The organism is Treponema parvum, assembly GCF_017893965.1.
GTDB classification, from domain to species: Bacteria; Spirochaetota; Spirochaetia; order Treponematales; family Treponemataceae; genus Treponema_D; species Treponema_D parvum.
On the sequence record NZ_CP054142.1, the window covers coordinates 1127525 to 1150794 of the forward strand.

The 23270-nt window shown below is 44.1% G+C and carries 9 protein-coding genes, 1 tRNA gene and 3 rRNA genes; 11 read left to right on the plus strand and 2 right to left on the minus strand.

All coding sequences use genetic code 11. The features are described 5' to 3' along the window. Nucleotides 1-3 precede the first annotated feature (3 nt). The 3 genes from HRQ91_RS05000 to HRQ91_RS05010 all read left to right on the plus strand — a co-directional run bounded on the left by HRQ91_RS05000 (nt 4) and on the right by HRQ91_RS05010 (nt 3926). Complete coding sequence (locus HRQ91_RS05000) at nt 4-1464, plus strand: M81 family metallopeptidase (RefSeq protein WP_210120539.1); 1461 nt, start codon at nt 4-6, stop codon at nt 1462-1464. 169 nt (nt 1465-1633) lie between these two features. Continuing rightward, on the plus strand, nt 1634-2308 hold the full coding sequence (locus HRQ91_RS05005) for a DUF4912 domain-containing protein (RefSeq protein ID WP_210120540.1): 675 nt from the start codon (nt 1634-1636) through the stop codon (nt 2306-2308). Nucleotides 2309-2321: 13 nt separating this feature from the next. Continuing rightward, a complete protein-coding gene (locus HRQ91_RS05010; protein WP_210120541.1) occupies nt 2322-3926 on the plus strand; it encodes a 1,4-alpha-glucan branching protein domain-containing protein in 1605 nt (534 codons plus the stop codon). A gap of 79 nt (nt 3927-4005) precedes the next feature. On the opposite strand, the gene HRQ91_RS05015 is transcribed toward HRQ91_RS05010, so the two are convergent. Next, a complete protein-coding gene (locus HRQ91_RS05015; protein WP_210120542.1) occupies nt 4006-5307 on the minus strand; it encodes a UPF0164 family protein in 1302 nt (433 codons plus the stop codon). Nucleotides 5308-5402: 95 nt separating this feature from the next. On the opposite strand from HRQ91_RS05015, the gene HRQ91_RS05020 reads away from it, so the two are divergent. The 7 genes from HRQ91_RS05020 (at nt 5403) to rrf (ending at nt 19029) form a co-directional block, all read left to right on the plus strand. Further along, a complete protein-coding gene (locus tag HRQ91_RS05020; protein WP_210120543.1) occupies nt 5403-8480 on the plus strand; it encodes a hypothetical protein in 3078 nt (1025 codons plus the stop codon). After that, nucleotides 8477-13132 carry a SpoIIE family protein phosphatase gene (locus HRQ91_RS05025; RefSeq protein WP_210120544.1) on the plus strand — a complete coding sequence of 1552 codons (4656 nt, stop codon included), beginning with the start codon at nt 8477-8479 and terminating at the stop codon, nt 13130-13132. Before HRQ91_RS05020 ends, HRQ91_RS05025 begins: the two co-directional genes overlap by 4 nt. 57 nt (nt 13133-13189) lie before the next feature. After that, nucleotides 13190-13522, plus strand: coding sequence for a hypothetical protein (locus HRQ91_RS05030; RefSeq protein WP_210120545.1), 333 nt, complete (start codon nt 13190-13192; stop codon nt 13520-13522). A 387-nt stretch (nt 13523-13909) separates the two neighbouring features. After that, nucleotides 13910-15454 (plus strand): 16S ribosomal RNA (locus HRQ91_RS05035). 130 nt (nt 15455-15584) lie between these two features. Next, a tRNA-Ala gene (locus tag HRQ91_RS05040) sits at nt 15585-15658 on the plus strand. A 215-nt stretch (nt 15659-15873) separates the two neighbouring features. Beyond that, nucleotides 15874-18822, plus strand: a 23S ribosomal RNA gene (locus tag HRQ91_RS05045). A 96-nt stretch (nt 18823-18918) separates the two neighbouring features. Further along, nucleotides 18919-19029 (plus strand): 5S ribosomal RNA (gene rrf / locus HRQ91_RS05050). Together the 16S, 23S and 5S rRNA genes with 1 tRNA gene alongside form the textbook arrangement of a ribosomal RNA operon. 406 nt (nt 19030-19435) lie before the next feature. On the opposite strand, the gene HRQ91_RS05055 is transcribed toward rrf, so the two are convergent. Then, nucleotides 19436-20962 (minus strand): sodium:solute symporter family protein, encoded by a 1527-nt coding sequence (locus HRQ91_RS05055; protein WP_210120546.1) that lies wholly within the window; start codon nt 20960-20962, stop codon nt 19436-19438. Between the two features lie 918 nt (nt 20963-21880). Between HRQ91_RS05055 and HRQ91_RS05060 the strand changes: the two genes are divergently transcribed. Further along, nucleotides 21881-23269 carry a purine-cytosine permease family protein gene (locus tag HRQ91_RS05060; RefSeq protein WP_210120547.1) on the plus strand — a complete coding sequence of 463 codons (1389 nt, stop codon included), beginning with the start codon at nt 21881-21883 and terminating at the stop codon, nt 23267-23269. Nucleotide 23270: the final 1 nt, after the last annotated feature.

A 23270-nucleotide genomic window follows, 5' to 3' on the forward strand; every position in this document is an offset into this window, starting at 1 on the left:
AATATGAAGATAGCCGTAGGATTGTTTTATTTGGAATGCAATACTTTTAATCGCGATCTGGTAAAGAAGGAGCAATTTAACTTTGCGGAAGGCGCTGAAGTTCATAAATATATGCATGTTAAGGACTATTTTGACAGCGTCGACGTTGAGACATGGCCTACTATTATGGCTTCTACCATTCCTAATGGTGTCTTGGAAGAGGAAAGCTATTGGTATTATGCCAATAAATTGTTGGCTTCGTTAAAAACGGCCGATCATCTTGACGGAATCTTATTACATTTGCACGGTTCTATGGAAGTTGAAAATATCGGATCCGGAGAGTTGGTGCTTTTAAAAAAAATCAGAGATCTTTTAGGTAAAGAAATACCGATCGGTCTGGTTTTAGACGCACATGCTAATAATTATGCGGAAATATGTGATTACGTTAATATCATTCGCGGGTATCATACTATTCCTCACCATGATCAGCCGGAATCGGAACGCGAAGTTGCCTGTCAGCTCGTAGAATTAATTAAAAGCAAAGAAAAAGTGGTGCCTCAGATAAGCTTAATTCCCGCCATAATATCGGGAGAAAAAGGTCTTACAGAAAAGTATCCTTTAAATTTAATTATGAAGCGAGTACAAGAGATAAGCAGCAAAGACGGTGTTTTTTCCGCAAGCGTCTTTATGGGAGAGCCGTGGTGCGATGTTCCAAATAGTAGAATGTCCGTTATAGTCAATCCTAAAACGGCTGCTGATACGCAAAAAGCACGAGACTATTGTGATGATCTTGCCAATCTTGTGTTTTCTTATGTTTCCGAATTTAATTTTGAAGTGCCGGCCTTAAAGCCCGAAAAAGCTTTAAAGCTTGCATTGGAGCAAAAGGAATTTCCCGTTTTTTTGGCTGATTCGGGCGATAATACTACGGGCGGAGCAATCGGCGAAGGAACGGAGATCCTTAGGTTGGCGCTGTCGTCTAAAGAACGTCACTCTAAAAGGATATTGATAACACCAATTTACGATTTAAAAGCTTTTGAATATTGTAAAAGTCAAAAAATTGGGACTCATGTTTCTCTTACAGTAGGAACCGGCCGCGATGTCACATCAACTCCTGTGACAATTAACGGTATATTGAAAAGCGAAGGAGATTTGTTGGGATATTTAAACTGTTTTGACGATGTGTGCGGAAAGTGTTTTACTATACAAATAGATGATAAATTGGACGTTCAAATTTCAAATACTGCAACTTCTTTTATCACTGCCAAACATTTTGATTATGCAAAGACTCCGCTATGTGATTACGATGTTATCGTTTTAAAGCAAGGTTATTTATTTTCTCAACTGCGGCCGTATTCGAAATTTGCTCTAATGGCGGTATCTCAGGGGGCAACATATCAATATTTGGAGGAACTTGATTATAAAAATCTCATACATCCTATTTTCCCGTTTGATAAGGTTGGATCGGATCTTATTGTAAAAAATTAAATTGAAAATATAAGAAGCCTTGTTTCGCAATTCGTTTTTGCAGTGCAAGATTGCGGATGGTGTTTATGTGTCTTTCGTGTTTTCATGTCCCGTTGCTGTTACATCTCTGCTGACACACATGTCCGGCCGCTTGACTAAATTTATGTTTTTATGGATTAATAGCATAAATATGGAAACGCCCTTTTTGACAAGACACTATCTTGAAACTTTATCTTCATCCGATCTTGTTGCATTGGCCTACGATTATGATATTGATATTCCCGAAGGTTTAAACAGGCGTTTTATTATAGGCGAACTTCTTGAAGTTGCCGAAGAGATAAACAATAGCAAAGAAAAGAATGAAATGATAATTTCATTGGATATTTTATCCGGTGAAGAATTCTATACTTTGCCTGACGGTTATAATGAAACCGTTCTTACCGTAATACTTAGAAATCCCGTATGGGCGTTCGTTTATTGGGATATAAGCGATGAAGACCTTGCCATGCTACGGCAATCAAAGATAGGCCCCTGTCACCTTCATGTTTCTTTTTATGAAAATTTTAACGATAAGAAGCCTTCCGATTCTTTTGACATACAAATTTCACTCTCCGATCGGGAACAGTATATTTTGATTCCTTCCGGAAAAAACGTAATGCGCGTCGATTTTATTTATTTATCCGACGGTCACAATATAAATATTCTTGCGTCTTCTAAAAAAATAGAACTTATTCACGGCTGTAAGGCTCTTTCCGAATCCAGACCGGGAAGAATTATGAAGTTTTCACCGGTTATGGAACTTTCGGGCGTCAATGACTTGTTGCGCATTCACTACGCAAAGCACAGACAGTCGTTTATGGAATAAACGGGAGAATTTGATGGCACAAAAGAATATCTCTATAGTCCTTAATGCGCAACATATATATATCCCGTTGGATCATAAAAACAGCGAATCGCATTTTGTAGGTCTTTTTCAGTCGATATCGGGCACATATATCCCTCTTTTAAACATGTTCGAATCTCTGGAGCGGGATTGTGTAAAGTTTAAGATCTCGATGGTCTTTTCGCCTTCGTTGTGTACGATGCTGTCTGATCCTGTAATACAGGAAAAATACATCGAATGGTTGGATCGGCGCATTGCGTTCGGTATGCAAGAGATGAAACGCTGCGAATACAGCGAATCTCTTCTTGCGGCCGCAAAGTTTTTTCTTGCGAAGGCAAAGCAGGACAGATTTGATTTTACCGAAAAATACGAGCAAAATTTAATTAAGCATTTTTCCGCATATGCCGCAAAAGGTTTTTTGGAAATTCTTGCTACTACGGCTACCCCGATTTTTTTACCGTATTACGTCGATCTTCCCGAAGCGGTAAGCGCGCAGATAGAGACTGGCCTTTATGCTCAAAAATATTTTTTCGGCCAATCCGCGCAGGGATTCTGGCTGCCTTATTTGGGTTATACAAAGGGACTTGAAAATAATCTTCGTTCGTACGGTTTTCAATATACGGTATTGGATTCTCAGGGATTGTTATTTTCCGAGACGGAACCCTTAAACGGTTTATTTACTCCGGTGCGTTGTAATAATTCTTTGTCCGTTTTCGGTCGAGACACCGAAAATCATATTGCAGGCGAAGGCTCGTTTAGAAGTGCGGGAGTTTACTGCAATACTCAAAAAGACGCCGGTTTTGAACTTTCTATCGACGAGCTTAAAGCGTTCGGATTGCCGGAAACGGCTCGTCAGGCTACAGGATTTTGCTATTGGAATAACACTGCAGGATCAGACCTGAAATCAAAAGAAAACGGCAATAATAGTCGCGGCGTGTATGACCCTCAAGCGGCTTACAGCCGTGCGGAAGCCGACGCTCTGCAATTTTTACAAAAAAAGAAAAGCCGTTTGGAGGCGGCGGAAAAGGAAATTTCCGTTCCACAACTGTCCCTTGTCTGTGCATATAAAGCGGACGACATAGGCACGAATTGGCTTGAAGGCGCGTATTGGCTTGAAACGATAATACGTTCGGCTGCCGATATAGGGGTGGTGATTTCAAATTTATCGGATCTTTTACCGTCGGATTTAAAACTCCAAAAGATTGTTCCGTATCCCAGCGCGGCTTACGGATACGGGTACGGAGAAAACCTTTTGGACAGCTCGAACAGCTGGATGATGCGCTACGTACGAAAGGCAACCGAGCGCATGATAGATCTTGCCGGAAGGTTCCCCAGCGATACGGGACTAAAAGCGCGGCTTCTCAATTTAGGCGCCCGCGAAGTGCTTTTGGCACAGTCGAGCGAATGGGCAAATATGATTCAGGAAGAAAACGAGCCTGATTACGCTGAAGAGTTTTTTAAAAAATGCATCGCCTCTTTTACTACCGTATTCGATTCGTTGGGGTCAAATACTGTAAGTACCGAATGGTTGACAAACCTTGAAAGAAAACATTCTATTTTCCCGTGGATGAATTACCGTATATTCAGCAGAAAAAAATAACAGTACGGACGGGCGAATCGGCCGATCGTAAATCGATCGGATCTGTCTGTCGAACAATCTGCCGGGCTTTTGATGAGTCTTAATCCAAAGACTGTATATTGATTATGTAATCGGATAGATTCTGTGACGTTTGAACCGCTTTGAGGCCTTCCCGTGCTGGGTCGAAGCCCTTGTCAAGATCCAAAGCTTTATGCCATGCTTCGAAAGCCCCCTGCATATTTCCTTGAGCATAATATATAAGCCCTTGGGAGTACAATGCGTCCACTTCGCTTCTTATCTTTCCCCTTCCGCGGTCGCCCAGATCAAGTTTGGCCGATAAACTTATGTGGTTTACTGGATTGAGAGACGTCGTAAGGTCGAAAGTATAGTTCACGTTCATGATGACCTTTCCGGTTTTAAATTCGCTTCCCGCGCTTATGCGCGGATTTGCGCCTTGAATCAAAAAGCCCGTCATAAATGAAAAGAAATTTGTAAACCTTATGCTTGCGCCCGTGCCGGCCGACCATTTTTCGGATTTAAGCGGATCTTCCAAGTTTATCGGCTGTCTGAAATCGGCCGTAATTATGACGGGATCCATAAATTGGTATGAAATTCCCACCGATATTTTGGACGGCAAAGGATCGTCCCTTGTGATTTTACCCTTAGGCCCGAATCCCGTAAAAGCCGTTCCTAAATTCATAAGACTCAATCCCAGCCTAAGGTTCGGTTCCCGCGAAGAATAAAATTTTGCTAAATTAAAGCGTAAGAGCACGCCGAAGTCCGCCATCAATGCGGCTCCCGATTGAGAAAGTCCCGACCCTTTTATGATTTTATTCGTGTCGTTATCGGTATAATCGGGAATGCTTCTCCAAGCTCCTTTAATATTTACGCCCGTCGCAATTCCTTTAAAATAATATCCTGCAAGAAAATTATACGACGCATTGACAGCCGCCGTGGTTTCGCTGTAATAACTTCCGGCTACGCGTTCGCCGAAAATATTGTATTCCGTAAACGGAACGTAAAAGCATTTTATTTGCGCTCCGAATCCCAGATTGCCTATACGAGCGGTTCCTGCGACGGTTTCAACCGCCGAATCGCTTATCCACGCATTGTGGGCTACCGAAATTTCCGTGTTTTCAAGTACGCAGCTTGCAGCCGGATTGTAGTCGAAAAAAGCGATGTCGCTCGCCAACCCAGTATATGCGGTTCCCATGCTTTCGGCTCTTCCGCCGGAAGGTATGTTGAGCGATCTGAATGAAGTAGTTCCTTCGTTTTTATCTATATAATTGAAAAAAATATCGGAGAGTGAAGTATTTGCATTGGACAGATCAAGCGCATATACTGGGATTGTACAGAGAATTATCAAATGTAACAAAATGGACTTTATGGATATTTTATTCATGGTACAATTTATGTTAACGATTATACTATATTTTCGGTTTTTTATCTGCAAACATAAAAAAACATTTAAATATAACCGAAAATGATAACATAATAATGAAGAAAATCTGTCTTGTTTTTACAGTTTTATTTTCTCTTTTTTCTTCGTTTGGCGTCGGCGCCGATGATACCGAAGTTGTTGATTTGAAGGCGATAGACGCAAAGATCAAAGAGACGGATTATAATCAGGCGCTTTTGATGCTTGAAGCTTATATAAAACGTTTTCCGGATAAATTTGATGCCGCTCAAAAAAGAATCAGAAAGATAATGAAAGCTCGGGAAGAATATGCGTCTTTGTCGAAGGAACTCATAGATGTTATTCGTAACGAACCTGAAAATAATCAAAAAAAACTGGATATTATCGCCAGGCTTGAGGCGCTTGAAAAGAGTCCTACTGCGGAAGCTCTCGCCTTTATAAGTCAGGCAAAGATTGCCGCTCAGTTTACGTATTACCGCTCCGTGTTCAATAACCTTATGGAAATAGGCAGCGCCCTTGTAGCCGAAGAAAAATATGTCGAAGCTGTAAATAAGATCAGGGAAGGATTTTATCTTTACCAAGATGAATTTTTTGCCTCTACATCGGATACGGAAATTACGGATCTTGTAAAAAAATCTCTTTTTTCCGTCGATACCGCAATTTCAAGTCTTCCGGCCGTTCAAGACGATCTTAACAATGCGTGCAAAAATTTTATTGAAGCCGTAAAGAGCGACGACTATAACCGGTCGATGAACGCTTTTGCTTCGGTGCGACATGAATTCGGGCGGTTCGCTACAGTCCGCAACACGGTTTTCGATTCGGGGCTTATATTCGAAAGCGCTTTTTCGGATATGAAAAAACTTGATCCTAAACTGACGGATTCTTCGTTTTTACCTTTTGTGTCCCGCCTTACTTTAGGACGAACATCCAACCCTGATTCCGGAATAGTAGGGGCAATGGACGCACTGTGGAATACTCTTGCGGAACGGATGAAAAATTCCGTTTACGAGCAGATAGTCGTTCAGTCCGAAGCGTTCGAAAGATCGTTGGGAGGAGAGAATGTATTTAAATCCGAAGACGGAGTAAGAAAAGATATTTTATTTTCCATAAAAAACTTTGCCGTCTTGGCGACGGATGTAAACGGTCTTTACACGCTTAAAAACAGCAGGCACAAAGGTGAAAATATTTACCCTCAATACGACTATTCTATGAAGTTTGTTACATCGTTAAGCGAAAAAATATTAGAGCAGCTTGATCTTGTAGCCTTGCAGCGGCTGGAAAAAACGCGCTCGGAAAGCATAGTCTTACCCGAAGACATCGTTTCGTCTTTTCGTTCCGAAAAAATGAATTACGGCAATTTAAAATTTTCGATCATACCTACTTTTGAAAAAATAAAAACCGATTCCGGAAATATCATAAACTCACAATGGTTTGCATCGAAGGGAGTATTGCCTGAAAAAACATCCGAAGCGCCGCCGGAGGAAACGTCACGCACGACTGCCGGTGTGTTTATAGCCGACGAGGCTCTTAGCTGGCAGACGGCGGAAAACGTTCTTTTTTCCCTCTGTACAAAAACGGCGTCCTTAGCGGACGCTGAAGCCGTCAAAGGCTGTAAAGACGCCGCTTTATATTTTGCAACCGCCGGAGACCTCATTGCAGACCGATATGAAACGCAATATGCTTGGGCGGAAGAACTTATGACCGCAAGAGCGGAAAGCAGGACTGCTCCCGACGGAAAGGTTATAGAGGCAGGCTCGTATCCGTCGGAAGCCCTTGCTCTTGTGACAAATCTTAAGCCTTCCGTACTTTCCGATCGTGCGCTCCTGTCGGATTCTCAAAAGATTCTTGAAACAAAGACGGAATATCAAAATTATTTTGTGGATACAAAAAAAATCTTATCCGATTCCATTGAACGGCTTGACAGGCTTAACTTAAGGGGTACGGAAATTTCAGAGCGCGCCCAAGAAAGAATATTGCTTGCGGAAAGCGCTTCAAACGAAGGAGATCTGCGATACGAACAGTCCGTTCGCGCTTTAAGCCGAAGCGATTTTAACGGCGCCCGCGAATATCTTCAGAGATCGCGTTTAAAATATAACGAATCATTATCTTATCAGGAGTCGAAATCTTTACGCGTCTCAAGCAACGAAAAATTGCTGAAACTCGGCGAACGGATCGCATCTAAAGAAAACGAAGTCGTGGTTGCCGAAGTTCGTCAATTAAAAAGTAAGGCCAGAAACGAATACTATGCGGGCAATTTTGAAGAGGCTGAAAATCTGCTTGTCAGGGCAAGAACCCGCTGGGCCACTACGAATATTGATGAAGACATCGAAATAAGTAACCTGTACTCAATGGTTATTACGGCTCTTTCCATGCAGACCGGCCGCACTATTTTACCTACGGCGCCTCTGTATCCTGAAATGTCGCAGATATTGAGCATTGCAAATCAATATTATGATCAGGGAAGAGAGCTCATGGCTTCAGGACGAAAAACGGAAGCGGAAGCTGTCTTGCAACAGTCAAAAGACAAGCTGCACGAGCTTCAGCTGGTATATCCTTTGAATCAGGAAGCAAGTCTTTTGACTTTAAGAATAAATAAACTTATAGACGAAACTGCCTTTAACGATATGTTTAGAAGGCGGGTGGATTCCGCCCGTTCCGACTATAAAAATCCTTCGTTGCGGCAGAGAGCCTATGCGGATCTGCTCGATCTTTATACGATAAATCCCGGCTATCCGGGCCTTAAGCAGTTGATTTATAACGTTGAGGTTGAAATAGGCATAAGACAAAGACCTGTAGACCGCGCGGTTTTGGCACGCTCCTCAGCTTTGACGTCTGACGCCAGAAAGATAGTCGACACGTCGCGTAATGAAATGGACTTGAGAAGGGCGCTTTCGCTTGTAGACGAAGCAATCTCTTTGAATCCGCAAAATTCGGCCGCCATAACGTTAAAGGACCGTATTCAGGTGTCGATCGGAGGAAAGGCTACGGTAGTTCTTTCGGCTGAAGATGAAATGCTTTATCAGCAGGCTATACAAGAGCTTCAAAATAATAATATTATTGGCGCATACGCGCTCGTTCAGCGTCTTTTACAGTCGCCGGTAAACGGCAGGTCGGCAAAGGTTCTCGACCTTCAGAAAAAAGTACAGGCATTGCTATGACAGAAAAAAAACTTCCGCAAAGATCCTCGTCTTTATTCTTTCTCTTATTCCTTGCGGCGTTTTTTTTATCTTTTTCTCCGCCGTCGCTTTTTGCCCGCGATTTTTATTGGGAAAACACCGAACGCATAACTTCATACGATTCAAGATTTCCGTCTTCGGTTTCCAGCGGCAAATATACGGCCGTTTTTTGGCAGGAAATCGACGCGGCAAATAAAAGTATCTGGCTTTCGGGGCAAGTGTATGAAGGGAATGATCTGTGGCATAAAATCGAACGTTTTGCCGGGCCTTTTTCATATTCCGGCGAAGTTCCCGATCTTTATTCCGCCGTCATACAGCCTTCAGGTAAAATTGCTCTGGCCGTCTTGTCGGACGTACACACTATTTCAATATTTGTAAGCGAGGACGGGGGTTACAACTTTAAAAGCACGACGCTTCCCAGACAAAAACAGCCTCTTGTCGCGCCGCGTATTTATTCAAATTCGGAAGGAGAATTTGTCTTATTTACCGCACTCGGCCAAAACGAATCTTTTTCAATGCTCTATTCAAGGTCTCGTGACGGTTTTAGCTGGCAGCCTTTTGAAGCTTTTCCGCCTGCAGAGGATTTTACGAACCCTTTTATCCCCGTTCTTGTAAATATTCCCGGCGGAGACATGGTTGTGTTTCAGGCCCAGCACAGAACGGGGGCGCGTCTTTCATATCAATTATATTCTACAGTATTTAAAGACGGCTCTTGGTCTGTGCCGCGCATCATAACCGGCGAAGGTTCTCTTCTTGTCGGTTCGCAAGGAACTTATTTTAATTATAATAACCAGCGCCCCGTGCTTTTTTTTCACGAGGGAAAGATTTTTGTCGCATGGGAAAGAACCTATTATTCGTCTGAAAATTCTCATATTTGGGTTCGAAGTCTAGATACGGAAGGAGAGCCTTTGGGCGATTTGACAGAGTTGACGGTTAGAGGTAACGCAAACAGGCCTGTGTTCTTTTTTTATGAAGGCGCCCTTTTCGTCGTTTGGTTCGACACAAGAAGCGGCCGGGAATCGGTTTTTTTTGCGCAAAAGCAAGGCGCGATATGGGATGAAATTCCTCTGTCCAATGAAAAATCCTCTTCCGGAAATTCTTGTATATTCGCTTTTCCTGTAATAACCGACGACAAAAGCACTCTTTCTTTTATTTGGCAGGTGAATCCCTCTTCAAAAAAATCCGTCCCTTACATTTCTCGTCTTTCTCCCGACAGAAGCGTAAGCGCTCCGTCTTTATCAGGCGTCACATTTAAAAACGGAGAAAGGGGCCGCTTTGAAGATGAAAGAGTTGCGGTAAGGCTTCCGTCGGATTCTTCGGGCGTCGCAGGGTTTTCATGGATATGGACGCAGGACAAAGAAGAAATGCCTCCCAAACGTATTATGAGATTGCCTTCTCAAACAACCGTAAGCGTAAAAGCTTCTGAGGACGGCGTATGGTATTTTCGATCCCGCGCCCTCGACTATGCCGGAAACTGGTCGGCTCCGGCGGAAATAACTTATTTTAAAGACACGACGCCTCCCAAACCTCCTAAGATATTGCCTGTGAGCAAAGACTTACAAGGGTTTGCTTCGTCGGAAAACCTTGTATTTTCATGGCAGGCGGATCAAGGCGACGACGATGTTTCAGGCTATACGTGGTCCCTCGAGCGGCTAAGCGCCGTTGAAAAGCGTTTTTCAGGTTATGCCGGGCATCCGATGGCAGCGGGCGAAGAAGAAGCTTCGTCGTATCTTTCTTCTTTAATTAAAAGATATTCCGATCCTATGAAGGTTTATAAAATTCCTCAAAGAACACTCGGAGTAAATACTTCGGTCACATATAAAAATATTGAGAACGGGCTTTACGCTTTTTCGGTTGCTGCCGTGGACAGTGTGGGCAACATAGGGAAACCCTCCGTCATCCTTGTCGCTTCCAATAAATTTATTCCGTTTACGCTTATTTCTTCTGTAAAATTGAAAAAAACTCTTCTCGGGAACAGCTTTTTGGAAATTTATGGCAAAGGATTTGTTTATGACGGAGACATAACGCAGATCTACGTCGACAAGGACGGACAAGCGCCGTATGATTATGTTTATTTAAAATCCGAAAACTCTTTCCGCGTAAGATCGGACACGCTAATAGAAGGCCTTGACCTCGGCGGCGAAGTGGGTGAAGGAATTTATCGAATAGGCCTTGTGCATTCGGATCGAGGATTGTATTTTTCGCGCGCTATATTGAATGTGGAACAGGGCGGTACGGTAAAAATTGAAAATGAATATGTTTACGAGCCTGAATGGGGGCCGCTGCTAAAGAAAGCCCTTGTACAAATTCGTTTTGAAAGAATATTGCTTTACCTCATATGCGCCTTTGCCGTACTCGGAAGTTTGATTGCAGTGCGCGGAATCGTTCAAACCGCACGTGAAACCGTTACAATACGCTATGAAGTGAACGCTCTTCTTACAGGAGATCTTATGACGCTTGAAAAGAGAAAGAAATTGACGTCCGCAAAAAAACGCAGCGGAAGCCTTCGCATAAAGCTTATGGCCTTTACCATACTGCTTGTTTTAATGATTGTACTGCTTGTCGCCGCTTCCCTTGGAACAAGGATGATTCGTTCCCAAGGACGGCTTCTTGCCGAGGGCCTTGAAAGCCGTATAGGAGTGCTTTTGAACAGCATAAACACCGGAGCGCGCGCCTATCTTCCGTCGGGCAATATTCTCGAATTGAGTTACCTTCCGGCGCAGTCGCGAGCACTGCCTGAAGCCGAATTTGCCACAATTACGGGAATGCCTGCAAACGGTATTGAAAAAAATCTTGATTTCGTATGGGCTACGAATGACCCCGATATTTCTTCAAAGATAAACACCGATGTGCTGAATTACGGAGTTTCTAAGCTATCCGATGCGGACATCAAGGCAATAGCCGATTCCTGTATGCGTTTAAACGACCTTGCCGAACAGAGAATCGGAAGTATTGCTTCTCAGATTGCATCGCTAACTTCCGAAGGAGTTTCCTTGGCGCTCCGCACGGACCGCGTATCCGTAGCCCGCCGGGAAGAAATTTCTACTATTACAACTCAGCTTAACAGCCGCATCACTCAGATGCTCGACGAGCTTTCAAATAGCGCAAGCTCGTCGTTCCCGCTTTTTGACAACAATCATCTTGATCCGCTTAATACCGAATATCTGTTTTACAGGCCGGTTTTATACAGGCAGGGAAACGAAAGAACATATGTCCACGGTATAGTGTTTTTAAAAGTTTCTACGGAAAATCTGCTTACGACCGTAAATACGGCGCGCCGTTCCATCATATTATCCGCAATACTGGTTGGGATTTTTGCGGTATTCGCAGGTTCCGTAGGCGCCTTTATCTTAGCCACTGTTATAGTCAGACCTATCAGGATACTTGAAAGGCACGTCGCCGTTATCGGCTCAACACGCGACAAGTCAAAACTTGCATCTGAAAAAATAGAATTCAAATCTGACGATGAAATAGGCAATCTGCGCGACGCCGTAAACAATATGACTTCCGAACTGGCCAGAGCCGCTCTGGAAGAACAGCTTACCTTGGACGGACGCGCCGTTCAGCAGGCGTTTTTACCGTTGAATATAAATTCCGAAGGCGGCAAAACTACTACCTCCGTATTAAAGGACAATGCGCTTGAAACATTCGGTTATTACGAAGGAGCTTCCGGCGTTTCGGGCGACTACTTCGACTATAAAAAGCTCGACGACAGGTGGTACGTGTTTATAAAATGCGATGCTTCAGGTCACGGAGTTCCTGCCGCTCTTATCATGACTGTAGTCGCTACGTTCTTCCGCCGTTATTTTGCAAACTGGAATTTCAACGCTAACGGCGGCAGATTGAACGAATTGATTTCACAGATAAATGATTTTATCGAATCTTTGGGACTCAAAGGAAAATTTGCAGCGATAATATTGTGTTTGGTCGACACTCAGACCGGCACCGTATATATGTCCAATGCGGGCGACAATATTGTTCATATTTACGACCAAAAAATTCAAAAATTAAAAACGTTTACATTATCCGCCGCTCCTGCAGCGGGCCCCATGCCTTCGTTTATGGTTGATATGAAAGGCGGATTCAAGGTTGATAAAACAGTCCTCGAAAAAGGAGACATTCTATTTTTGTACACTGACGGTATAGAAGAATCCACAAGAATATGCCGCAATAATTCTTTTTTGCCGCTTCAAATTACCGAAAAGGATGAAAGCGGGAATGATAAAGTCTCCACCGTAACCGAATTGCTGGAAGCCGAAAGAGTAAGGCAAGTCATTGAAGCTGTTATGAGTAAAAAAGTTTTTATTCTTGAAAAGAACAAAAACCCCGTTCCCGGGGAAGTTTTGAGCTTTGATTTTACAACGTGTAAGGGAAGCGTGGAAGAGGCGATCATCGCTCTTATTTCGGTAGAAAAGATATTCCGTATGTATAAACCGCACGAAGCTACGGAAGACGACGTCGTCAAAGTAGACCGCAATATAGACGAATTCCTACGCCTGCATTTTAATTTGTATGATACATATTGTTCCAAAAAAAATGAAAGCGCGGAAGATGTAACATATGTATATTATACGAACGTTATGGAAGACGAACAGCTCGACGATCTTACATTGGTAGCCATTCGGAGGCTTTGAAATATTTAATTCTTGCTTTTGAAACGGTTTATGTTTATTTTAAAGAAGGAGGAAAATATGGGAAAATTTACCGACCAGGTAAAAGGTTATCTTGACAAAGGCGTCGCCGCTTCAAAAATCGCGTTGGATAAGGCGGGCACTGTAGTGCAAGGATTGGGCGAACTGGGTGTCTTAAAATTCGAACATAAAAAACTTAATTCGGATAAAAAAAAGACTTTGCAAAGACTCGGTTCTGAAGTATATTCTTTATCATCTGCAAAAGGCGTTGAGCAAATCTCGTTTGAAGATGAAAAAATATCCGGCATAATCAAAGAGCTAAAAACGCTCGACAAAGAGATAAACAAGAGAGAAAAAAAGATAAAGGCGATGGAAAAGGACGAAAAGCGGTAGGTAAGAGACGGAATAATAGGGGACTTGCTATAGTTTTAACATTCGTTAAAAGCTTTTTGTTTTTACAGGATTTTAGACAAAAAAAGTTAAAAAAAAGCGACAATAAGGCTTGACAAGAAAAAGTGAAAAGGTATATATTAACAATCACCCGCAATAATAAAAGCGTGGGACAGCCTGCGAAGGCTAAGATCTTTGAAAGACAAGAGGGAAGGGAAGAAAAGACGGAAGGCAATGATAAAGCATTGTCGGCCAGGAAAAGGTGAAGAGAGCCAAAGGAGCCTGAGAGATCAGGTAAATGAAATGAAGGAAGGGCAAATCCCTTGAAAGAGAGGGAGAGGACCGGACATAAATGGTTAAGGAATCACAAGCCGAAAGGCTTATGAAATAATCATGGAGAGTTTGATCCTGGCTCAGAACGAACGCTGGCGGCGCGTCTTAAGCATGCAAGTCGAACGGCAAGAGGAAAGCTTGCTTTTCTCCTAGAGTGGCGGACTGGTGAGTAACACGTGGGTGACGAACCCTCCTGACAGGGATAGCTGGTAGAAATATCAGATAATACCGGATACGAACTCTATAGTTAGAGTATAGAGAGGAAAGGTGCTTTGGCACCGCAGGGGGATCGGCTCGCGGCCTATCAGCTAGTTGGCAGGGTAAAGGCCTGCCAAGGCGACGACGGGTATCCGGCCTGAGAGGGTGGACGGACACATTGGGACTGAGATACGGCCCAGACTCCTACGGGAGGCAGCAGCTAAGAATATTCCGCAATGGGCGAAAGCCTGACGGAGCGACGCCGCGTGGACGATGAAGGCCGAAAGGTTGTAAAGTCCTTTTGAACCTGAAGAATAAGTTTAAGAGGGAATGCTTAAGCGGTGACAGAAAGGTTTGAATAAGCAACGGCTAATTACGTGCCAGCAGCCGCGGTAACACGTAAGTTGCGAGCGTTGTTCGGAATTATTGGGCGTAAAGGGCATCTAGGCGGTCATTCAAGCTTGGTGTGAAATACCGGGGCTTAACTCCGGGGCTGCATTGAGAACTGGATGACTGGAGTCACTGAAGGGCAACCAGAATTCCAGGTGTAGGGGTGAAATCTGTAGATATCTGGAAGAATACCAATGGCGAAGGCAGGTTACCGGCAGATGACTGACGCTGAAGTGCGAAGGTGCGGGGAGCAAACAGGATTAGATACCCTGGTAGTCCGCACAGTCAACAATGTACACTCGGTGTCCGGCCAAGAGGCTGGGTGCCAAAGCAAACGCGATAAGTGTACCGCCTGGGGAGTATGCCCGCAAGGGTGAAACTCAAAGGAATTGACGGGGGCCCGCACAAGCGGTGGAGCATGTGGTTTAATTCGATGGTACGCGAGGAACCTTACCTGGGTTTGACATACACAGCGATCATATAGAGATATGTGAGCGTAGCAATACGGCTGTGAACAGGTGCTGCATGGCTGTCGTCAGCTCGTGCCGTGAGGTGTTGGGTTAAGTCCCGCAACGAGCGCAACCCCTACTGCCAGTTACCAGCATGTAAAGATGGGGACTCTGGCGGAACTGCCGGTGACAAACCGGAGGAAGGTGGGGATGACGTCAAGTCATCATGGCCCTTATGTCCAGGGCAACACACGTGCTACAATGGTCGCGACAGAGTGAAGCGAAGTCGAGAGGCGAAGCAAAACGCATAAAAGCGATCGTAGTCCGGATTGGAGTCTGAAACCCGACTCCATGAAGTTGGAATCGCTAGTAATCGCACATCAGCACGGTGCGGTGAATACGTTCCCGGGCCTTGTACACACCGCCCGTCACACCATCCGAGTAGAGGATACCCGAAGCCAGTGGTTCAACCGCAAGGAGGGCGCTGTCGAAGGTATGCTTTGTAAGGGGGGTGAAGTCGTAACAAGGTAGCCGTACTGGAAAGTGCGGCTGGATCACCTCCTTTCTAAGAGAAAGGTAAGTCCTGTAAGGTAGGACGAGTGTCGGTGTACGGCACAAGCTTCGTAAGACGGAGTTAAGGTTATTTTCATCTTTTTTCTTCCTTTCCCCTTTTGTTTTTATTTGATTTTATTTCTGGGGATATAGCTCAGCTGGCTAGAGCATCGGCTTTGCAAGCCGAGGGTCAGGGGTTCAAATCCCCTTATCTCCATAAAAGCATAAAATTCGTTCATGCCGGACGGATCAATGTTTACACGATCTTTGACAAGACAAGAGAAGGGAAGAAGGAGCGAGAGACTTGAGTGTGATAAGCATGAGAGGAACTTGCTTCTAGGTGAAGAATGCCCGATTGAGGCGAGCACGTTAGAAGATGTAAGCTTGATAACTTTTAATAGTGCGAAAGTTGAGATACGGGAAGAATAATATGGTCAAGCGAAAATAGGTCTATGGCGGATGCCTAGAGGAGCTGGAAGGCGAAGAAGGCCGTGATAAGCTGCGAAAAGCCGCGGGGAGAAGCACATATTCAGAGATCCGCGGATAGCCGAATGGGGTAACCCGACAACTTAAAAGGTTGTCACTGCGACGTCTGAATAAAATAGGGCGGCAGAGCGAAACCGGGTGAAGTGAACCATCTAAGTAACCCGAGGAAAAGAAAACAAAAGAGATTCCGTAAGTAGCGGCGAGCGAAAGCGGAGGAGCCCAAACCACGCAAAGTGGGGTTGAAGGGCCGCATGGGGATGACCCGAAAAGTTAGGAGAAAACATACTTATAGCAGAAAGGTTTTGGAAAAGCCTGTCAGAGAGCGTGAAAGCCGCGTAAGCGAAATAAGTATGACTTTTTGATGCGGTACCTGAGTACGGCGGGGCACGAGGAACCCTGTCGGAATCCGGGTCGACCACGATCCAAGGCTAAATACTAATCAGCTACCGATAGCGAAGAAGTACCGTGAGGGAAAGGCGAAAAGAACCCCGGTAAGGGGAGTGAAATAGAACCTGAAACCATAGACTGACAAGATGTCACAGCCCGAAAGGGTAGTGGCGTGTCTTTTGTAGAATAAACCTGCGAGTTACGGTATGCAGCGAGGTTAAGGGATAGAAGTTCCGGAGCCGGAGCGAAAGCGAGTCTGAAAAGGGCGAAAAGTTGCATGTCGTAGACCCGAAGCCAAGGTGATCTAGTTATGGGCAGGTTGAAGCAAGGGTAAAACCTTGTGGAGGACCGAACAGTAATCTGTTAAAAAAGGTAGTGATGACCTGTGACTAGGAGTGAAAGGCTAAACAAACCTGGAAATAGCTGGCTCTCCCCGAAATGCCTTTAGGGACAGCCTCATACAAAACTGTCGGAGGTAAAGCACTGGATGGACTAGGGGGTGTCAAAACCTACCGAAACCAATCAAACTCTGAATACCGACAGTCATCGTATGGGAGTGAGACTGTGTGCTCTAAGGTTCATAGTCGAAAGGGAAACAGCCCAGACCGGCGACTAAGGTCCCAAAATCATGCTGAGTGTGAAATGAAGTGCGGATGCAAATACAGCCAGGAGGTTGGCTTAGAAGCAGCCATTCCTTAAAAGAGTGCGTAACAGCTCACTGGTCGAGCACCTGTGCGCAGACAATGTAACGGGGCTAAGCATGATACCGAAGTCACGGACTCATAACGAAAGTTATGATTGGTAGGGGAGCATTGCATTAACCTGAGAAGGCAAACCTGTGAGGGATGCTGGAGGAGATGGAAGAGAGAATGCAGGTATAAGTAACGAAAAGACGGGTGAGATCCCCGTCCGCCGAAAACCTAAGGTTTCCTGGGTAAAGGCAATCTGCCCAGGGTAAGTCGGCCCCTAAGGCAAGGACGAAAGTCGTAGTCGATGGGAAATTGGTTTATAATCCAATACCTTTTAAGTATTGAAGGCATGACGCATGAGGTGAAATCCGGCCGGAGAACGGTAGTTCCGGTCAAAGCGGTAAGTTAGTGAAGAGTGGGTTAAAAGACACTCTGAGATGAGCCGTGACAGCGAGCGGAGAGAAAGTCGAAGTGAAGCGGACGTAATCAAGGTGCCGGGAAATAATGTCTAAGTTAGGCTTAAAAGACCGTACCGGAAACCGACACAGGTAGGTAGGATGAGAAATCTAAGGCGCACGAGCGACCTCGCGTTAAGGAACTCGGCAAAATGCGCACGTAACTTCGGAAGAAGTGCGGCTCACTTTAATCAAAGATTGTGAGCGACACAAAGCAGGCCCAGGCGACTGTTTATCAAAAACACAGCCATCTGCGAACCAGCAATGGGACGTATAGGTGGTGACACCTGCCCGGTACTGGAAGGTTAAGAGGAGCGGTTATCCGTAAGGAGAAGCTGTGAATCGAAGCCCCAGCAAACGGCGGCCGTAACTATAACGGTCCTAAGGTAGCGAAATTCCTTGTCGGGTAAGTTCCGACCCGCACGAATGGTGTAACGATTCTGGGCACTGTCTCAACGCGAGACTCGGTGAAATTTATATTCCGGTAAAGAAGCCGGATACCCGTAACTAGACGGAAAGACCCCGTGAACCTTCACCGTAACTTACTATTGGGATTCTATTCATCATGTGTAGAATAGTTGGGAGGCAGTGATGCGTGGCCGTTAGGTTGCGAAGAGCCGAAAAGTGAAATACCAACCTTGATGAATGGAATTTCTAACCTGTGCCGTGAAGCCGGTATAGGGACAATGGTAGGCAGGCGGTTTGACTGGGGCGGTCGCCTCCTAAAGAGTAACGGAGGTGCGCGAAGGTCTCCTCGCGGTGGTTGGAAATCATCGTACGAGTGTAAAGGCACAAGGAGGCTTGACTGCGAGAAAGACATTTCGAGCAGGTACGAAAGTAGGTCTTAATGATCTGGTGGTTCCGTGTGGAAGGGCCATCACTTAACGGATAAAAGGTACTCCGGGGATAACAGGCTGATTTTCCCCAAGAGTTCACATCGACGGGAAAGTTTGGCACCTCGATGTCGGCTCATCGCATCCTGGGGCTGGAGCAGGTCCCAAGGGTTTGGCTGTTCGCCAATTAAAGCGGTACGTGAGCTGGGTTCAGAACGTCGCGAGACAGTTCGGTCCCTATCTGTTACGGGCGATGGATGTTTGAGAGGAGCTGCTTTTAGTACGAGAGGACCGAAGTGGACGAACCTCTGGTTTACCAGTTATCCTGCCAAGGGTAAGTGCTGGGTATCTAAGTTCGGAAGGGATAACCGCTGAAAGCATCTAAGCGGGAAGCCCACCCCAAGATAAGACATCCCTGAGGGTTTAACCCTCCTAAAGACTCCGGAGACACTATCCGGTTGATAGGCTGCAGGTGTAAGCGTCGTGAGGCGTTCAGCCAAGCAGTACTAATAAGTCGTGAGGCTTGACCATATTATTGTTCCCGTTATTTTTCTTCACTGATCTTCCCTTAGCGGTTTGAGAGAGTTTTATTGACTTTTTTTCCGCATCTTTAATTATGTTAATATGCCCGGTAGCCATTGTGGAGAGGCAATACCCGTTCCCATCCCGAACACGGAAGTCAAGCTCTCTTACGCCGATGATACTGTCTTTTGACGGGAAAGTAGGTAGCTGCCGGGCTTTTTTATTTAAAAAGGCTGCCTTAAGGCAGCCTTTTTAAATAAAACGAGTTCTAGGGGACATAGCAAGTTTGCACGGGCGGTTCTTAGCGCTATAGAATGTTTACCCTGCAAACTTGGTAAGTGAGCAGCTATGCTGCGAACGACGGTAGCCTGCCGGGCTTTTTTTTATTAAAAATGGCTTTTGGCAGACTAAATAAAAAATTGTCCAAAGAAAACTAGCAGTTTGCACACGTGTTATTTCGAAGCACCCGGCGCTGCTTTACGGGCAAACTGTTGTTAAAGCGCCTAGCGGTTTATACGGTAGCTCTGCCAGAGCTTTTTTTGAAAGAGAATAAAAAAGTCAATAATAGTTCATATCGGTTAATTAGCTATTACACATTGCAAAATCTTGGTGGTCTATTTTTTTAATCAGTCTGAAGATTGTAATATTTGTTCAACCCCGTCTCGAGTGCTTTATAGAAATCAGATCCTTCTGCGGAATCATCTTTAGTTAACAGTGATACAACAACGAATACAACTATTGAAACGAGCATACCAAAAGCACCATACCACGTGTTACCATAACCGAAGTAGTAGGTTAGTAAAATGGTAATAACGCCGAGAATGGATGAACTTATTGCAGCAGGAGTTGTTCCGCGCTTCCAATAGATAGCGAAAATCAAAGTAGGAAACAACGGCATAACTAAAGCAATCGAGAACATGATCAGGGTAAAGATAAGATCCGGCGGTCTGATAGCAAGCAATAGACTGCCGATGCCTAAAGCCAGAATTACTACGCGAGAGATAGTATTGACATTCTTTTCTGTAATTTTTACTTTAAAGGTGTTTTTCATAAAGTCACTGAGCACAATTGATGAGGCAACGGCTAAGAAAGCATTTGCAGTCGACAGGCCGACTGCAACAGCACCGGTAAAAAAAGCGATCATTAAAACGACAGAAAGTGTATGATTGAACTCATTTACGATACCATTAATCATGTGAGGAATAATTAATTCTGTCGTTGTTGTTGGTAAACCGGGTGCCAATGCAATTCCGATTAAACCAATTAACATCGTGCCTGTCCAGACGAATGCTTGTAAGGCCGGTGTAAAGAATGACAGACGACGTTGGGCTTGAAGACTGTCACCAAAATAACCGGAACGCACGAAAACATGTGGTAACATGATTGTCCAGCCGATCGCACAGCTAAAGGGATAACCGAAACGCGAGGCATAACCGACCCAGTTGGCCGGTCCGGGATAGGAGAAAAATTCCGGTGTATTTTTCCAAATACTCTTTACAGCAGTCAGTAATGAACCGTCAAAACCGACGATCAATACAGCAATTGCAATAGCCCACAATGCTGAAATAAAGGCGAGCCCCTGTATGGTGTCGACCGTAGCCGCCGACTTGACACCGCCAACCATAACAAAGACAGTCATCAACACACCAACAATAACAACTGTTGTGGTGTAATTCATGCTTGCATTTGTAGCAATGTCTGCAGCACGGGCAATGGCAATAAGCACAGAAGCAATGTATGGAAAGGAAGATGCTAAGAAAACTATTCCAAGTACGAGACGCAGAACAGGGCTTTTCCAGCGTTGGTAATAGAAATCAGCCGGTGTCGCAAAATCAAAGCTTTTGTTAATAATCCAAACCTTGTTCATGGTAAAATGTGCAATAATCGGAAAAAGTGAGATATAACTCATTTCAGAAATCCAGTAGCCTAGACCACCTCGATAGTATCCGCCCGGTCCGGCAAAAAAGACCCATGTACTCATCAGCGAAGCAATATAAGTCATGACAAGAACCGGCCAGGAGACAGAAGTCTTCAGTACCGATGTTCCTGTTGCGACTTTTTTTTCTTGTTGCGTAACATAAAATGCGACAGCAAGTAGGAAGAGAAAATAGATGGTAATCATAACCCAAACTGTTGATATATTAAGCATAATTCTATTCTCCTTGTTTCAATTTGTATTGCTTGTATACTTTTATCATTCCCCAGTAAACCAGAATCCAAATGGGCACGACGGTTAGCACAGCATGTATGAACATACCGGTACTGTCTCTTAATGCTGGAATCCCTGGAAAATTGTACGCAATGTAGAACAGTACTACGAGAACGATCCAGATTTTTTCAATTTTTGTCACTTTCATAGACGAATACCTCATTTTTAAAACAGTGATAAGCTAAATGATTACTTTCTGTATAGTTTTCACTTTTATTTCCGATTATATCGACTTAAGGTACTATGTCAACACGCCAAGAACACGAAGCTTTCCTTAGGGAAGTAAAGAAGAAGATATCGTTTTTGGGGGAGAATTTTATAATTTTTATATCTGCAAAGTTTCAACCAATATGCAGAAGGATTCTAAACTCACCACATAGCGTTTAACTTTAAGTGAATATTTCTTTCCGAAATAGTATCCGCCCGTTTTAAGATAGCCAACACTCACTTTCGTATGATATTTTGATTCATAGCGGCCGTCTTATCTATTTCAAACCATTCGTCTATATTTGCTATAGTTGCCACAAGGATGATGAACAGAGCTGATTGGTGTCGGTCAACTCTTCGATAACACTAAGACGTTCAATAAAATTATGCATTTTATTTTATCGGTCGTTTATCTTGCTGGCTTTATATTCCCTTTTATGCTCTTGTCCTGTCATGTCAAGTAAAAATATAATCCAAGTGTAAAGATTTCTTAATCAATATTAGAATGGGGTGCAAAACGATTTTTTAATTTTCTTGACATGAGGTTAAAGCTGTATTAGGATAAATACTGTTTATGTTTATTCAATTTAAACAATCATGATTGACTGTTATCTTGTCTATTGAATTCATTCATAATAGAGGAGGAATATTATGTCTAACGAATCAAAAACAACTCAAACAGCGAATGATGTGAACGATTCTTATGTTGAATACGACGTTTATGAACCCGTATCCAGTCAACATCGTTACTCTTCCTTTCGTGACATGGCGTCAACTTGGACTGTTGCAAATGCCAATCCAACATCATGGTATGTAGGTAGTACGCTCGGTATCTTGGGTTTCGGTGCAGCTATGGCTGTTACGATGCTCGGTAACATTGCTACCTATTTAATACTTGCAATTGTTGGTGCAATGGGATTTGTTGTAGGTACGTCAAACATGGGACTCGCCCGTGTTCCCTTTGGCATTGTCGGCAGTAAAGCACCGTCGGTTGTCAATGCACTGCAATTTGTCGGCTGGTGTGGTGTCAATACGTATATTGCTGCCATTCCGCTCAGCAACATGCTTAGTGGAATGCTTGGTTTACCGGCAACCAACGTAACTTTGATGTTTTCTGTATTGATTATCATGGCTATCACTGCGTTGATTTCGCTCTTAGGAGGATCCCGCACAATGGCAATTGCGCAGAGTGTTGCTGTAATTTGTCTAATTATTTTAAGTGTATGGCTTACTATTCGTATTTTCCAAAACTTTGCTTTTAAAGAAATTATGGACTGGGTACCGCCGGCTGATAGCGGTATGACTTTTGGCTCCGGTATTGATGCACTCGCGGCACTTGGTTTTGCTTGGATTATGGCTGTTGCAGACTATACTCGTTATACCAAAACGAAACAAGCAGCGACCATTGCTCCAATGCTCGGCGCTACCTTCGGCATGGTGTGGTTCTGTCTTATTGGTAGTGTCAGTGCCATCGCTGTTGCTATTCAAAATGGTGTTTTTGATCCTAACATGTCGGATCCAGGTAGTGTTGCCAGTATGCTCGGTATGGGGCAAATTGCTAATATAATGATCGTCGTTTCAACTATTGCGGTAAATATGATTAATGTTTACTCTGGTGGTTATTCAACTTCAAACTTCAGTACAAAGCTCAAACCGAGAGCTTCGATGACAATTATTGCAATTTTGGCTACTATTTTGGCTTTGGTGCCGTTCTTCCTCGGTAGTTTCTTAGATACATTCCAAGCATTCTTGGGTTATCTCGGTGCAGTATTTCCTCCATGTATTGCTATCATGATTGCTGACTATGTTGTCATCCGCAAAAAAAACTATGTTGCTGATGACTTTAATAAAAAAGGCGGTCTCTATTGGTACAACAACGGCGTTAACTGGAGGGCTATTGTTGTTTGGTTGCTTGGCGCTATCTGTTATTTTATTAGCCTGCGCATTCCGTTCATAATGGACACAATTGGTGCAGTCTTTACGTGTTTTATCTTTACTTTTGTTGTGTATGTCTTAGTTGGTAAAGAAAAGAACGCGTAGA

Excerpts from the sequence above, each read along its gene's own strand:
- HRQ91_RS05000 (WP_210120539.1), top strand. The coding sequence starts at position 4 with ATGAAGATAGCCGTAGGATTGTTTTATTTGGAATGCAATACTTTTAAT.
- HRQ91_RS05005 (WP_210120540.1), top strand. The coding sequence starts at position 1,634 with ATGGAAACGCCCTTTTTGACAAGACACTATCTTGAAACTTTATCTTCA.
- HRQ91_RS05010 (WP_210120541.1), top strand. The coding sequence starts at position 2,322 with ATGGCACAAAAGAATATCTCTATAGTCCTTAATGCGCAACATATATAT.
- HRQ91_RS05015 (WP_210120542.1), bottom strand. The coding sequence starts at position 5,307 with ATGAATAAAATATCCATAAAGTCCATTTTGTTACATTTGATAATTCTC.
- HRQ91_RS05020 (WP_210120543.1), top strand. The coding sequence starts at position 5,403 with ATGAAGAAAATCTGTCTTGTTTTTACAGTTTTATTTTCTCTTTTTTCT.
- HRQ91_RS05025 (WP_210120544.1), top strand. The coding sequence starts at position 8,477 with ATGACAGAAAAAAAACTTCCGCAAAGATCCTCGTCTTTATTCTTTCTC.
- HRQ91_RS05030 (WP_210120545.1), top strand. The coding sequence starts at position 13,190 with ATGGGAAAATTTACCGACCAGGTAAAAGGTTATCTTGACAAAGGCGTC.
- HRQ91_RS05055 (WP_210120546.1), bottom strand. The coding sequence starts at position 20,962 with ATGCTTAATATATCAACAGTTTGGGTTATGATTACCATCTATTTTCTC.
- HRQ91_RS05060 (WP_210120547.1), top strand. The coding sequence starts at position 21,881 with ATGTCTAACGAATCAAAAACAACTCAAACAGCGAATGATGTGAACGAT.